The organism is Streptomyces sp. NPDC006372 (assembly GCF_040612515.1).
Taxonomy (GTDB): Bacteria; Actinomycetota; Actinomycetes; order Streptomycetales; family Streptomycetaceae; genus Streptomyces.
Genome location: NZ_JBEXQJ010000001.1, coordinates 542,918 through 557,325 on the forward strand (window position 1 = coordinate 542,918; position 14,408 = coordinate 557,325).

Genomic DNA, 14,408 nt, shown 5'->3' on the forward strand with positions numbered 1-14,408 from the left:
TATGACGGTGACTTGGGAAGACCTCGGATGGGAGCGCGTGGCCGCCGGTGTGGGGCGGTGCCGGCTCCCGGTGTGGGACTGCACGATCGGGCTGGTCGCCGGTGAGGGGGCGGTCCTCATGATCGACGCGGGGTCGAGCCTCGCCGAGGGCGCGAAACTGGGCGCGCAGGCGCGGGCGCTCACCGGTCAGCGTGTGACACATCTCGCGCTGACCCACCCGCACTTCGACCATGTCTTCGGCGCCGCGGCGCTGCCGGACACCGAGGTGTTCGGCGCGGTGGGCGTGGACGCGCTGCTGACACGGGCGCGGGACCGCGAGGAACTGCGTGAGGACGGGGTGCGCCAGGGCCTGGCGGCGCCCGCGGCGCAGGAGGCGGCAGAGCGGCTGGCCCCGCCCGGCCATCTGGTCTCCGGGGAGTGGACGCTCGACCTGGGCGGCGGCCGGCAGGTACTGCTGGCGAACGTCGGCCCGGGGCACACCGCGCACGATCTGGCGGTGCTGGTGCCGGGCGATCCGGAGGTGGTGTTCTGCGGCGACCTGGTCGAGGAGTCGGGCGAGCCTCAGGCGGGTCCGGACGCGGTGCCGTCGCGCTGGCCTGCCGCTCTCGACCGGCTGCTCGCCCTCGGCGGCGAGGACGCGCTGTACGTGCCCGGTCACGGAGCGGTGGTGGACGCGGCGTTCGTCCGGGCCCAGCGGGACGCGCTGGCCGCGCGTTTCGGCGTGTCGCGGTGATCGCGGTACGCCTTCTCCTATCGTCATCCGAATGCGCCAGTACTCCGCCGATCTGACCCCGCCGTGGAAGAAGCCGAAGCCGGTGCCCGAGGTTCCGGCGGAGCCGGGCCTGGTGGTCGAGGAGCCGGGGACCGGGTTCTGCGGCGCGGTGATCCGCTGCGAGGCCGGCACGGTGACGCTGGAGGACCGCTTCGGCAAGCACCGCGTGTTCCCGATGGAGCCGCGCGGGTTCCTGCTGGAGGGCAGGGCGGTGACGCTGGTCCGGCCGTCGCCGGGCGGTCCCGCGCGCCCGGCCCGCACGGCCTCCGGATCGGTCGCCGTCCCCGGCGCCCGCGCACGTGTGGCCCGCGCCGGCCGCATCTACGTCGAGGGGCGGCACGACGCAGAGCTGGTCGAGAAGGTGTGGGGCGACGACCTGCGCATCGAGGGCGTGGTCGTGGAGTACCTGGAGGGTGTCGACGACCTGCCCTCGATCGTCGAGTCCTTCGCCCCCGGCCCGGACGCCCGCCTCGGCGTCCTGGTCGACCACCTGGTCCCGGGCAGCAAGGAGTGGCGCATCGCCGAGTCGGTCACGAGCGACCATGCCCTGGTGGTGGGCCACCCGTACATCGACATCTGGGAGGCGGTGAAGCCGTCGGCCCTGGGGATCACGGAGTGGCCGCGGGTGCCGCGGGGCCAGGACTGGAAGACGGGCGTCTGCCGGGCCCTGGGCTGGCCGGAGAACACGGGCGCGGCCTGGCAGCGGATCCTGTCGGCCGTCCACTCGTACAAGGACCTGGAGCCGGAACTGCTGGGCAGGGTCGAAGAACTGATCGACTTCGTAACGGCCTGACTCAAACTGCGGGCAATCGTGCCGCCAAGGGCGGCACGGGTGGGCGCAGCGGCACCTCGCCGCGCCGAGCTGCGCACCCACACGCCCCGGGCACCAACCCCGAGCACCTCAGTCCACGAGGTCCCGGACAACCCCATCCGCCAGCAACCGCCCGCGCAAGGTCAACACCGCACGCCCCTGCTCATACGGCCCTTCCTGAAGCAACCCCTCCGCCAACGCCCTGCGCGAAGCAGCCACCCCCTCCTCCCGCAGCAGCGACAACGGCACCCCCTCCCGAAGCCGCAACTCCAGCAGAATCCGCTCGACCCGCCGATCCTCCTCCGACAGCACCTCACGCCCGGCCCCCGGCGACCGCCCCGCCGCCAGCGCCCCCGCGTACGCCCCGGGATGCTTCACGTTCCACCACCGCACCCCACCCACGTGGCTGTGCGCCCCGGGCCCGGCCCCCCACCAGTCGGCGCCGCGCCAGTACAGCTCGTTGTGCAGGCACCGCCCCGCCTCCGAGGTCGCCCAGTTCGACACCTCGTACCACTCGAAGCCGGCCGCGGAGAGCATCTCCTCGGCGATCAGGTACCGGTCGGCGTGCACGTCGTCGTCGGTCATCGGCACCTCGCCCCGGCGGATCCGGCGCGCCAGCTGCGTGCCCTCCTCCACGATCAGGGCGTACGCGCTGACATGATCGGGCCCGGCCCCGAGCGCCGCCTCCAGCGAGGCCCGCCAGTCGTCGTCGCTCTCCCCCGGCGTGCCGTAGATCAGGTCCAGGTTCACGTGCTCGAAGCCCGCCGCCCGCGCCTCCGCCACGCAAGCCTCGGGCCGCCCCGGCGTGTGCGTGCGGTCGAGCACCTTCAGCACGTGCTGTCTGGCGCTCTGCATCCCGAACGAGATGCGGTTGAACCCGCCCTCCCGCAGCGCGGCCAGATACGCCGGATCCACCGACTCCGGGTTCGCCTCCGTCGTGACCTCGGCGTCCGGCGCCAGCCCGAACTCGTCGCGGATCGCGCCCAGCATCCGTACCAGGTCACGGGCGTCCAGCAGCGTCGGCGTACCCCCGCCGACGAACACCGTACGCACCGGGCGCGGGTCGTCCCCCAGCACCTTCCGGGCCAGGCGGACCTCCTCGACCAGCGTCTCGGCGTAGTTGTCGCGGGAGGCGAGCACACCGCCGGTGCCGCGCAGCTCGGTCGCCGTGTAGGTGTTGAAGTCGCAGTAGCCGCAGCGGGTCGCGCAGTAGGGAACGTGCAGGTAGAACCCGAGCGGACGGTCGGCGGCCCCGATGAGTGCGGACGCGGGGAGCGCGCCGTCGTCGGGAACGGGCTCGCCGTCGGGGAGTGCGGAAGGCATGCCTTCCATTGTCCAGCACCCGCGCGGTCAGTCCGCCTGGAGCACCAGCAGCGCCAGATCGTCCGCCGGGGGCCGCGCCCCGAACTCGTGCACCAGCCGTTGGATGCGCTCGGCTATCAGCTCCGCGTCCAGCCCGGCGCACCCGGCCAGGGCCGTCGCGAGGCCGTCGCCGTCGTCGAACTGGCGGGAGCCGGAGCGGCGCTCGGTCACGCCGTCGGTGACGCACAGGAGCGTGTCACCGGAGCGCAGCTCGAAGGTCTCGCTGGTGTACGTGGCGTCCTCGACGACGCCCAGGAGGGTCTGCGGCTGCGCGGCGGTGTGGACCTCGCCGCCCGCCCCGAGCAGCAGGGGCAGCGGGTGCCCTGCGGAGGCGACGGTGCAGCGGACCCCGCCGTCGAAGGGGATCAGCTCGCCGTACAGCAGGGACAGGAAGCGCGTCTGGGGGCCGTCGCCGGGCGGGGTCGGCCGGGCGCCGGCCGCCACCAGGGCCCGGGCCGCCGCGTCCGCGGCCTCCGTGGCATCGTCGAGCAGGAGCTGGTTGAGGCGGTCCAGGACGTCGGCGACCCGGTAGCCCTCCCGGGCGAGCAGCCTCAGCCAGGGCCTGGCCAGGCCGATCACGACGGCCGCCTCGGGGCCCTTGCCCTGGACGTCGCCGACGGCGAAGCACCAGCGGCCGTCGCCGGCCGGGAACAGATCGTAGAAGTCGCCGCTGGGCCCGCCCTTGTCGCACGGCTCGTAGACGAGGGCGCTGCGCACCCCGGGGATCTCGGCCACGGCGCCGGGCAGCAGTCCGCGCTGCAGGACGGCGCTGATGGTGGCCTGGCGGGCGTACTGCCGGGCGGCGCCGATGGCGAGCGCGACGCGGCGGCCGAGGTCCTCCACGAGGCCGGTGATCTCGTCGGGGAAGCCTGCCGTACCGGACCTCCCGATGACGAGGGTGCCCAGCGGGCGTCCCCCGGCGACGAGCCGGTACGCCAGCGCCGAGCCCGGTTCGCCGGGCGCGTCACCGAGCGCCTGGCCGGGCCAGGGGTAGTCGACGGGCCCGGACCGTAACGGGTCGGACGCCGGCGGCGGGTCCTTCTCCAGGGTCCGGCGCAGCTCCTCGATGCGGTTCTCGCTGGCGTGCCAGACCCGGGCCAGCCGGGCTCCGCCCGCCGCGGCCCCGCCGTTCCAGCCGCCGCCGGTGGCCTCGTCCTCCAGCCACACCGCGCACCAGTCGGCCAGCCGCGGCACGATCAGCTGACCGGCCAGGGCGGCGACCAGGTCCTCGTCGAGCTGGCCGGCGAGCAGGTCGGAGGCCTCGGCGAGGAAGGAGAGGGCTCCGCGGCCCAGCCAGGCACCGTCCTGGCCGTCCCGGCGACCGTGCCGCTCCTGCCAGTCCTGGTCGTACCAGTCGCGTACGTCCTGCCGGTCGTGGACGCCCTGTCGGTCGTGGAAGTCCTGCCGGTCGGCGACGGCCTCCGCAGTCTCCCCGACCTCACCTGTCTCCCTGCTCTCACCTGTCTCCCTGCCCTCACCCCTCTCTCCGCCCTCCCCCGGCAGCGGCTCCGGAGCCAGGATCTCCGCCACCCGCAGCCCGCGCGCCAGCGCGTGCTCCCCGGCGTACGCCTCGATCTGCTCGTCCGCCTCGCACCCGGCGGCGGGCAGCCGCGCCCACACGGTCTTCCGGCCCGTGCGGTACGTGATGCCCCAGGCCTCGGAGAGCGCACCGACGAGCCGCAGGCCACGCCCGTACTCCGGTGTCTCGTGCGGGGTTTCCGGCTCGCCGCCGCGCGGCGCGCGGGAGGGGTGGTGGTCGGAGACCTCGACGACGAGCGCGGCGGTGTCCTTGTCGTCCCCCTCCAGCCGGCACTCGAACTCGACGTCGGTGCCGGCGTGCACGACGGCGTTGGTGACGAGTTCGCTGACGATGAGCAGGGCGTCGTCAGCGAGGCGTTCGGTGAGGTGCTCGGCGCCGGGCAGGCCGTGCCCGGTCCACTCGGCGAGCGCCGCTCGGACCAGGGCGCGTGCCGAGCCCGGCGCGAGGGAGCTGCCGGGCAGGGCCGCATACGCCCGCGCGCGCTCGGGCGCGGGCGCCCCTGACGGCAGGGCCGTCTCCTCGGTCGAGGACACGGGATCCTCGGCGGACGGTGCGGGATCCTTGGAGACGGACCCCTCTTTCTGGACGGGCACAGGCATTTCCGAAGCGTGTGCAGGCGCCTCTGATGCACGGGAAGCGGTCTCCCGTTGCGCCGGAATGGCCCCCATGGACAGCTCCCCGGGCAGTTCGTACGAATACGCCACAGTCGATGCCGACAGAGTGACAGACTGGCCACGCCCATAAGCGCCGAGTTACCGAAGTGGGCCGCCATGAGTGAGAACAGTGCTACTCCTGTGGTCGAAGACGGGTACGAAGACGGTCAGATTCGTGCATCCGATCTGCGTCCACTGCTCGCCGCGATGACAGCCGCCCGCGACGGCGACTTCACGAAGGCGCCGGAAACCGGCCACGGGATGGCGGCCGAACTCACCGCGGTCTTCAACCAGATCATGGACCGCAGCGTCCACTTCACCACCGAGGTGCAGCGGGTGAGACGGGAGCTGGTGCGGCACGGCCGGCTCGACGAGCGGCTCTCGGCCAGTCCGGGGCAGGGCCTGTGGACGTCCCGCGTCAACGACGTGAACCAGTTGCTCGACGCCCTGGTCGCCCCGGCGGCGAATGCGACACGTGTTCTGGACGCGGTGGCCGGCGGTGATCTGACCCAGCGGGTCGATCTGCACGACGGGACCCGGCAGTTACGCGGAGACCTGCGCAGGCTCGGCCTGGCCGTGAACAAGATGGTGGATCAGCTGTCCCGGTTCACCGGCGATGTGACGCGGGTCGCGCGCGAGGTCGGCACCGAGGGACGGCTCGGTGGCCGGGCCAAGGTGCAGGGCTTGTCGGGCAGTTGGCGGGACGTGACCGAGGCCGTCAACACGATGGCGTCCCGGCTCACCGCGCAGGTGCGGGACATCGCGGCCGTGACGACGGCCGTGGCGCGCGGCGACCTGACCCGGACGGTGACGGTCGAGGCGACCGGCGAACTTCTCGAACTGAAGCTGACCGTGAACACGATGGTCGACCAGCTGTCCGCCTTCGCCGACGAGGTCACCCGCGTGGCCCGCGAGGTCGGCACCGAGGGGCAGCTGGGCGGCCGGGCGCAGGTGCGGGGCGTCTCCGGGGTCTGGAAGGACCTCACCGACAACGTCAACTTCATGGCGTCGAACCTGACCTCGCAGGTCCGCAACATCGCCCAGGTGACCACGGCCGTGGCCAACGGCGACCTGTCCCAGAAGATCACGGTCGACGCGCAGGGCGAGATCCTGGAGCTCAAGTCCACCATCAACACGATGGTCGACCAGCTCTCCGCCTTCGCCGACGAGGTCACGCGCGTCGCCCGCGAGGTCGGCACCGAGGGCAACCTCGGCGGCCGGGCTCAGGTCCGGGGCGTCTCCGGCGTGTGGAAGGACCTCACCGACAACGTCAACTTCATGGCCGACAACCTCACGTCTCAGGTGCGGAACATCGCGCTCGTCTCCACCGCCGTGGCCCAGGGAGACCTCGGCAAGAAGATCACGGTGGAGGCGAAGGGCGAGATCCTGGAGCTCAAGTCCACCATCAACACGATGGTGGATCAGCTCTCCGCCTTCGCCGACGAGGTCACCCGTGTCGCCCGCGAGGTCGGCACGGAAGGCAACCTCGGCGGGCAGGCCCAGGTCCGGGGCGTCTCCGGGGTCTGGAAGGACCTCACCGACAACGTCAACTTCATGGCGCTGAACCTGACCTCGCAGGTCCGCAACATCGCCCAGGTGACCACGGCCGTCGCCAACGGCGACCTGTCGAAGAAGATCACGGTCGACGCCCGCGGCGAGATCCTCGAACTGAAGGACACCGTCAACACGATGGTGGAGCAGCTGCGCGCCTTCGCCGACGAGGTCACCCGCGTGGCCCGTGAGGTCGGCACCGACGGCCGGCTGGGCGGCCGGGCGCAGGTGCTCGGCGTCTCCGGGGTCTGGCGGGACCTGACGGACAACGTCAACTCGATGGCGGACAACCTCACCTCCCAGGTGCGCAACATCGCCCAGGTCGCCACGGCCGTGGCCCAGGGCGACCTGTCCAGGAAGATCGACGTGGACGCCCGCGGCGAGATCCTGGAGCTGAAGACGACCATCAACACGATGGTCGACACGCTGTCCTCCTTCGCCTCGGAGGTCACGCGCGTGGCCCGCGAGGTGGGCTCCGAGGGACAGCTCGGCGGCCAGGCCAGGGTCGAGGGCGTCTACGGCACCTGGAAGCGCCTGACGACGAACGTCAACGAACTCGCGTCCAACCTCACCACCCAGGTCCGCGCGATCGCCGAGGTGGCCTCCGCGGTGGCCCAGGGCGACATGTCCCGCTCGATCACGGTGGAGACGCAGGGCGAGGTCGCCGAGCTGAAGGACAACATCAACCTGATGGTGGCCAACCTGCGCGAGACGACCCGCGCGAAGGACTGGCTGGAGTCCAACCTGGCCCGTCTCGCCGCGCTGATGCAGGGCCACCGCGACCTGATGGAAGTCGCCGACCTGATACTGCGTGAGCTGACGCCGCTGGTGAGCGCGCAGTACGGCGCGTTCTACCTGGCCGACCCGGAGGAGGACGGGGCGGCGGCTCCCAGCAAGGGGCTCGCCTTCATCGCCGGCTACGGCGCCGCCCAGGACGCGACCGTCGAGACCGGCGGCCTCCCCGTGCACGGCCTGGTCGCGCAGGCGGCCCGGGAGAAGAAGCGGATCCTGGTGGAGGGCGCCCCACCGGACTACATCAAGATCAACAGTGGTCTGGGCGAAGCCGCTCCCACCACGATCGTCATCATCCCGATCCTCTTCGAGGACAAGCTCCTCGGTGTCATCGAACTCGCCTCCTTCTCCCGCTTCTCCGATGTGCACCTGGCCTTCTTCGACCAGTTCGTCAACACCATCGGCGTCGCCATCAACACGATCATCGCCAACTCCCGAACGGAGTCCCTGCTCGGCGAGTCCCAGCGCCTCGCCATGCAGCTCCAGGAGCGCTCGGACGAACTGCAGAAGCAGCAGGGCGAGTTGCAGCGCTCCAACGCCGAACTGGAGGAGAAGGCCGCCCTGCTGGCGACGTCCTCCCAGTACAAGTCGGAGTTCCTGGCGAACATGTCGCACGAGCTGCGCACTCCGCTGAACTCGCTGCTGATCCTGGCCCGGCTGCTCTCCGACAACCCGGACGGTCACCTCTCCGACCAGGAGGTGCAGTTCGCGACGACGATCCACCGCTCGGGCTCGGACCTCCTCCAGCTGATCAACGACATCCTGGACCTGTCGAAGATCGAGGCCGGCCGGATGGACGTACGCCCCAAACGGCTCCCGCTCATCAAGCTGCTCGACTACGTCCACGCCACCTTCCGTCCCCTCACCCTCGACCGGGGGCTCGCCTTCGAGGTGGCGGTCGGCGAGGGCGTGCCGCGCGAGATGTACTCGGACGAGCAGCGCCTGCAGCAGATCCTGCGCAACCTCCTCTCCAACGCGATCAAGTTCACCGCGACGGGCAAGGTCGAGCTGAGGGTGGACCGGGTGCGGGACACCGAGCACCGCAATGTCGGCGGGGACACCGACGACGTGATCGCGTTCTCCGTGTCCGACACGGGCATCGGCATCGCACCGGAGAAACTCCCGGTGATCTTCGAGGCGTTCGCACAGGCCGACGGCACCACCAACCGCAAGTACGGCGGCACCGGCCTCGGCCTGTCCATCAGCCGGGAGATCGCGGGTCTGCTCGGCGGCCGGATCGTCGCCGAGAGCGAGCCCGGCAAGGGCTCCACGTTCACCCTCCACGTGCCGGTCGTCAGCCCCGGTCACACGGTGCCGCAACCACGCACCGAGGACCGCCCCGAGCCACCGCTGCCCCTCCAGCAGGCCGCCACGGGACCGCTCCCGGCCGCGCCCGACACGGACGACGACTGGCCCTCGCCGACCAGGCTGGAGGCGTGGACGTCCGGCAGGCCGGGCCGGATCCTGGCCGGGCGGCGCGTGCTCATCGTCGACGACGACATCCGCAACGTCTTCGCTCTCACGCATGTCCTGGGCCGGGTCGGCATGACTGTGCTGTACGCGGAGAACGGCCGCGAGGGAGTCGAGACGCTGGAGCGCGGGGCGGCGGTCGAACTGGTCCTGATGGACATCATGATGCCGGAGATGGACGGCTATGAGACCATCTCCGCCATCCGTCGCACCCCGCGCTGGGCGGGCCTTCCGATCGTCGCCCTGACCGCGAAGGCGATGCCCGGCGACCGCGAGAAGTCCATCGCCCGCGGCGCCAACGACTACGTGCCCAAGCCGGTGGACATCGACCGGCTGCTGACGGTCGTGTGCGAACTGCTGGACCCGGAGGACACGCCGTCATGAGCTCCGAGCGCGCCGGAATACTCCTGGTCGACGACATGGAGGACAACCTGACGGCCCTGGAGGCGGTCCTCGCCTCCCTCAACGAGCCGCTGGTACGTGCCCGTTCCGGCGAGGAGGCGTTGAAGGCCCTGCTGCGGCAGCCGATCGCCCTGGTTCTGCTGGACGTCCGCATGCCCGGCATGGACGGCTTCGAGACGGCCGCCCACATCAAACGCCTCGACCAGACCCGAGACGTCCCGATCATCTTCCTCACCGGCGCCGACGACGACCCGGGCTACGCCTTCCGCGGCTACGCAACCGGCGCCGCGGACTACATGACCAAGCCCTTCGACCCCTGGGTGCTGAGGGCGAAGGTGAGCGTCTTCCTGGACCTCTACCGCAAAGGCAGGGAGGTGGAACGCCTGCGCAGGCAGGTCCAGGAGCTGAAACGCCGCGTGAGTGAAGACGCTTAGGGGCGCGGGGAACTGCGCGCCAGGCCACAACGAACCCGCAGCCGCCCGCGCGCCCCCGCGCCATCCCCTACGCCTCGCGCGACCCCTCGTACATCTCCTCGATCAGATGCTTGTACTCCCGCTCCACAACGGGCCGCTTCAGCTTCAGACTCGGCGTGATCTCCCCGTGCTCCACATCGAGATCCCGCGGCAGCAACCGGAACTTCTTGATGGTCTGCCAGCGCTGAAGCCCCTCGTTGAGCTGCTTCACGTACCCGTCGACCATGTCCACCGTGACCGGCGAGGAGACGACCTCCGCGTACGACTTCCCCTCCAGCCCGTTCTCCTTGGCCCATTCCATGACGGCGACCTCGTCGAGCGCGATGAGCGCCGTGCAGAAGTTCCGGTCGGCCCCGTGCACGAGGATGTTGGAGACGTACGGGCACACCGCCTTGAACTGCCCCTCGACCTCCGCCGGCGCGATGTACTTGCCGCCCGAGGTCTTGATGAGGTCCTTCTTGCGGTCGGTGATGCGCAGGTACCCGTCGGGCGACAGCTCCCCGATGTCCCCGGTGTGGAACCAGCCGTCGGCCTCCAGCACCTCCGCCGTCTTCTCGGGCAGCTTGTGGTAGCCCTCCATGATCCCCGGGCCGCGCAGCAGGATCTCCCCGTCGTCGGCGATCCGCACCTCCGTGCCGGGCAGCGGCTTGCCGACCGTGCCGGTCCGGTAGGCCTCCCCCGGGTTCACGAACGAAGCGGCCGAGGACTCGGTCAGGCCGTAGCCCTCGAGGATGTGGATGCCGGCGCCGGCGAAGAAGTACCCGATCTCGGGTGCCAGTGCCGCCGAACCGGAGACGCACGCCCGCAGGTTCCCGCCGAACGCCTCCTTGATCTTGGCGTACACCAGCGCATCGGCGACCTTGTGCTTCGCGCCCAGGCCGAACGGCACGGACGCGGTTCCGGTCCGCCGGAAGTTGTCCTGCGCAACCTTTGCGTACTCGCGCGCGACCTCGGCCGCCCACTGGAAGATCTTGTACTTGGCCCCGCCGCCCGCACGGGCCTTCGCGGCCACGCCGTTGTACACCTTCTCGAAGATGCGCGGCACGGCCGCCATGTACGTCGGCTGCACCACCGGCAGGTTCTCGATGATCTTGTCGACCCGGCCGTCCACGGCGGTGACGTGCCCGACCTCGATCTGGCCGGAGGTGAGCACCTTGCCGAAGACATGCGCGAGGGGCAGCCACAGGTACTGCACGTCCTCGCTGCTGACCAGGCCCGTCGCGGCGATCGCCTTCGCCATGTAGGACCAGTTGTCGTGCGGGAGGCGCACGCCCTTGGGGCGGCCGGTGGTGCCGGAGGTGTAGATGAGGGTGGCCAGCTGGTCCTTGGTGATCGCGCCGACCCGCTCCTTGATCAGCTCGGGGTCCTTCTCCAGCCGGGCCGCGCCGCGCTTCTCCAGCTCGTCCAGGGTGAGGATCCAGTCGGCGGTCTCGACGCCGGCCGCGTCGATGACGACCACATGGGTGAGGTCGGGCAGCTCCGCGCGCTTCTCCCGCGCCTTGGCCAGCTGCTCGGCGTTCTCCGCGATGAGCACCCGGCTCTCGGAGTCCGACAGGATGTAGGCCGACTCCTCGGCGTTGGTCTGCGGGTAGACCGTGGTCGTGGCCGCGCCGGCGCACATGATGCCGAGGTCGGCGAGGATCCACTCGATCCGGGTACTGGCGGCCAGGGCGACACGCTGCTCGGGCTGTACGCCCAGTTCGATGAGGCCCGCCGCGATGGCGTAGACCCGCTCGGCGGCCTGCGCCCAGTTCAGCGACTTCCAGTCGTCCGGCCCCTGGCCGGAGGACGAGGGCACCGGATAGCGGTAGGCCTCGGCGTCCGGCGTGGCCGCCACGCGCTCCAGGAAGAGGCCCGCCACGGACGGCGGACGGTTCTCGATCAGGGTCTGTGTGTCGCTCACGACATCCTCCGGGCCCGCGACAGTGCGGCTGGCTCAGGTGCGGCTGGTTGGTACTCACGAGTGCTGGTCACGCTCTTGTTTAACTCGTGAGTAACTATCGAGCAGGGATCAGAGTAAAGGCCGACCGCTCCCCGCGTAAGGGTCCGCGGCCTGTCATTTCGTACAGAGAGCTACCCCGTATACGCACAGGGGCCCGCCGCACTTTCGCGCGACAGGCCCCTGATTTACCCGGTTTGCGGTGTAACCGACGGTAACCCGTCGTTACTTCTTGCTCTTGGTCGACCCCGCGCTGTCATCGCTCGACAGGACGGCGATGAAGGCCTCCTGCGGAACTTCCACGGAACCCACCATCTTCATCCGCTTCTTGCCCTCCTTCTGCTTCTCCAGCAGCTTCCGCTTACGGGAGATGTCACCGCCGTAGCACTTGGCGAGGACGTCCTTGCGGATGGCGCGGATGGTCTCGCGGGCGATGACCCGGGAGCCGATGGCGGCCTGGACGGGCACCTCGAAGGCCTGCCGCGGGATCAGCTCCTTGAGCTTGGCGACCAGCCGCACGCCGTAGGCGTACGCCTGGTCCTTGTGGGTGATCGCCGAGAAGGCGTCCACCTTGTCGCCGTGCAGCAGGATGTCGACCTTGACCAGGCTGGACGTCTGCTCGCCGGTGGGCTCGTAGTCGAGCGAGGCGTACCCGCGGGTCTTTGACTTCAGCTGGTCGAAGAAGTCGAAGACGATCTCGGCGAGGGGCAGGGTGTAGCGGATCTCGACCCGCTCCTCGGAGAGGTAGTCCATGCCGAGCAGCGTGCCGCGCCGGGTCTGGCAGAGCTCCATGATCGAGCCGATGAACTCGCTGGGCGCCAGGATGGTGGCCCGCACGACCGGCTCGAAGACCTCCGAGATCTTGCCCTCGGGGAACTCGCTCGGGTTGGTGACGGTGTGCTCGGTGCCGTCCTCCATGAGGACGCGGTAGACCACGTTCGGGGCGGTCGCGATCAGGTCGAGCCCGAACTCGCGCTCCAGCCGCTCACGGATCACGTCCAGGTGCAGCAGCCCGAGGAAGCCGACGCGGAAACCGAAGCCGAGGGCGGCGGAGGTCTCCGGCTCGTAGACCAGCGCGGCGTCGTTGAGCTGGAGCTTGTCCAGGGCCTCGCGCAGCTCGGGGTAGTCGGAGCCGTCCAGCGGATACAGACCCGAGAAGACCATCGGCTTGGGGTCCTTGTAGCCGCCCAGCGGCTCCTCGGCACCCTTCTGCTGACTGGTGACGGTGTCACCGACCTTGGACTGGCGGACGTCCTTCACACCGGTGATCAGGTAGCCCACCTCGCCGACGCCGAGGCCGTCGGCCGACAGCATCTCCGGCGAGTTGGTGCCGATCTCCAGCAGCTCGTGCGTGGCGCCCGTGGACATCATCCTGATGCGCTCGCGCTTGTTGAGCTGCCCGTCGATGACCCGGACGTACGTCACCACGCCGCGGTAGGAGTCGTAGACGGAGTCGAAGATCATGGCCCGTGCGGGGGCGTCCTTCACGCCGACCGGGGCCGGGACCTGCTCGACCACCTTGTCCAGCAACGCTTCGACACCGAGTCCGGTCTTGGCGGAGACCTTGAGGACGTCGTCGGGATCGCACCCGATGAGGTGGGCCAGCTCCTCGGAGAACTTCTCCGGCTGCGCGGCCGGCAGGTCGATCTTGTTGAGGACGGGGATGATCGTGAGGTCGTTCTCCATCGCCAGGTAGAGGTTGGCGAGGGTCTGGGCCTCGATGCCCTGGGCGGCGTCGACCAGGAGGATGGTGCCCTCGCAGGCGGCGAGCGACCGCGAGACCTCGTAGGTGAAGTCGACGTGCCCCGGGGTGTCGATCATGTTGAGGATGTGCGTGTTGTTCTTGTCATGGGTGGGGGCCCACGGCAGACGCACCGCCTGGGACTTGATCGTGATGCCGCGCTCGCGCTCGATGTCCATGCGGTCGAGGTACTGAGCGCGCATCTGCCGCTGCTCGACCACCCCGGTGAGCTGGAGCATCCGGTCGGCGAGCGTGGACTTGCCGTGGTCGATGTGCGCGATGATGCAGAAGTTGCGGATCAGAGCCGGGTCGGTACGGCTCGGCTCGGGCACATGGCTAGGGATCGCGGGCACGCAGGGTCCTGATTCTTGAGGCGTCCGCAGTGTCTGCGGTCTCGGGTCGGATCGATACGTAGCCTCCATGGTCCCACGGGTGGGGACCATGGACGGGTTTGGGCCGTGGAAGGGCCCACTGGTAGCCTGGGTGGCTGTGTCTCATGCCCTCTCGCACGAGGCACGTCATCAAGAAATCACACCTGAAAAGGCTCATTCGTGGCGAACATCAAGTCCCAGATCAAGCGGATCAAGACCAACGAGAAGGCTCGGCAGCGCAACAAGGCCGTCAAGTCCTCCCTCAAGACCGCGATCCGCAAGGCCCGTGAGGCCGTGGCCGCGGGTGACGTGGAGAAGGCCACCGAGTACCAGCGCGTCGCCGCGCGTCAGCTCGACAAGGCCGTCTCGAAGGGCGTCATCCACAAGAACCAGGCTGCCAACAAGAAGTCGGCGCTGGCTCAGAAGGTCGCCGCGCTCAAGGGCTGACGTTTGATGTGACGCCGGAGGGAATCGAGCGGGCCCTCTCTCATCCGCTCCCGTCCGGCACCCCTCGGATCCACGCGCGGCCTG

9 protein-coding genes are annotated in these 14,408 nt (G+C 70.1%); 5 read left to right on the forward strand and 4 right to left on the reverse strand.

Going from position 1 to position 14,408, the window contains the following annotated elements; translation table 11 throughout:
* Position 1: 1 nt before the first annotated feature.
* Both ABZ016_RS02460 and ABZ016_RS02465 read left to right on the forward strand, forming a co-directional pair.
* Complete coding sequence (locus ABZ016_RS02460) at positions 2–733, forward strand: MBL fold metallo-hydrolase (protein ID WP_356914669.1); 732 nt, start codon at positions 2–4, stop codon at positions 731–733.
* 31 nt (positions 734–764) lie between these two features.
* Complete coding sequence (locus ABZ016_RS02465) at positions 765–1,565, forward strand: DUF3097 domain-containing protein (RefSeq protein WP_356914670.1); 801 nt, start codon at positions 765–767, stop codon at positions 1,563–1,565.
* Between the two features lie 108 nt (positions 1,566–1,673).
* On the opposite strand, the gene hemW is transcribed toward ABZ016_RS02465, so the two are convergent.
* Both hemW and ABZ016_RS02475 read right to left on the reverse strand, forming a co-directional pair.
* Positions 1,674–2,906 (reverse strand): radical SAM family heme chaperone HemW, encoded by a 1,233-nt coding sequence (gene hemW / locus ABZ016_RS02470; protein ID WP_356914671.1) that lies wholly within the window; start codon positions 2,904–2,906, stop codon positions 1,674–1,676.
* Between the two features lie 27 nt (positions 2,907–2,933).
* Positions 2,934–5,084: a SpoIIE family protein phosphatase gene (locus ABZ016_RS02475; protein WP_356914672.1), complete on the reverse strand. Its 2,151-nt coding sequence runs from the start codon at positions 5,082–5,084 to the stop codon at positions 2,934–2,936.
* A 171-nt stretch (positions 5,085–5,255) separates the two neighbouring features.
* On the opposite strand from ABZ016_RS02475, the gene ABZ016_RS02480 reads away from it, so the two are divergent.
* Positions 5,256–9,335: a HAMP domain-containing protein gene (locus ABZ016_RS02480; protein WP_356914673.1), complete on the forward strand. Its 4,080-nt coding sequence runs from the start codon at positions 5,256–5,258 to the stop codon at positions 9,333–9,335.
* A complete protein-coding gene (locus ABZ016_RS02485) occupies positions 9,332–9,787 on the forward strand; it encodes a response regulator (RefSeq protein ID WP_356914674.1) in 456 nt (151 codons plus the stop codon). The genes ABZ016_RS02480 and ABZ016_RS02485 overlap by 4 nt, the downstream gene beginning before the upstream one ends.
* A 67-nt stretch (positions 9,788–9,854) precedes the next feature.
* Here ABZ016_RS02485 and ABZ016_RS02490 read toward each other — a convergent pair whose 3' ends face one another.
* Both ABZ016_RS02490 and lepA read right to left on the reverse strand, forming a co-directional pair.
* A complete protein-coding gene (locus ABZ016_RS02490; protein WP_356914675.1) occupies positions 9,855–11,729 on the reverse strand; it encodes an AMP-dependent synthetase/ligase in 1,875 nt (624 codons plus the stop codon).
* A 261-nt stretch (positions 11,730–11,990) separates the two neighbouring features.
* Complete coding sequence (gene lepA / locus ABZ016_RS02495; protein ID WP_356914676.1) at positions 11,991–13,859, reverse strand: translation elongation factor 4; 1,869 nt, start codon at positions 13,857–13,859, stop codon at positions 11,991–11,993.
* 198 nt (positions 13,860–14,057) lie between these two features.
* On the opposite strand from lepA, the gene rpsT reads away from it, so the two are divergent.
* Positions 14,058–14,324 (forward strand): 30S ribosomal protein S20, encoded by a 267-nt coding sequence (gene rpsT, locus ABZ016_RS02500; protein WP_356914677.1) that lies wholly within the window; start codon positions 14,058–14,060, stop codon positions 14,322–14,324.
* Positions 14,325–14,408 lie beyond the last annotated feature (84 nt).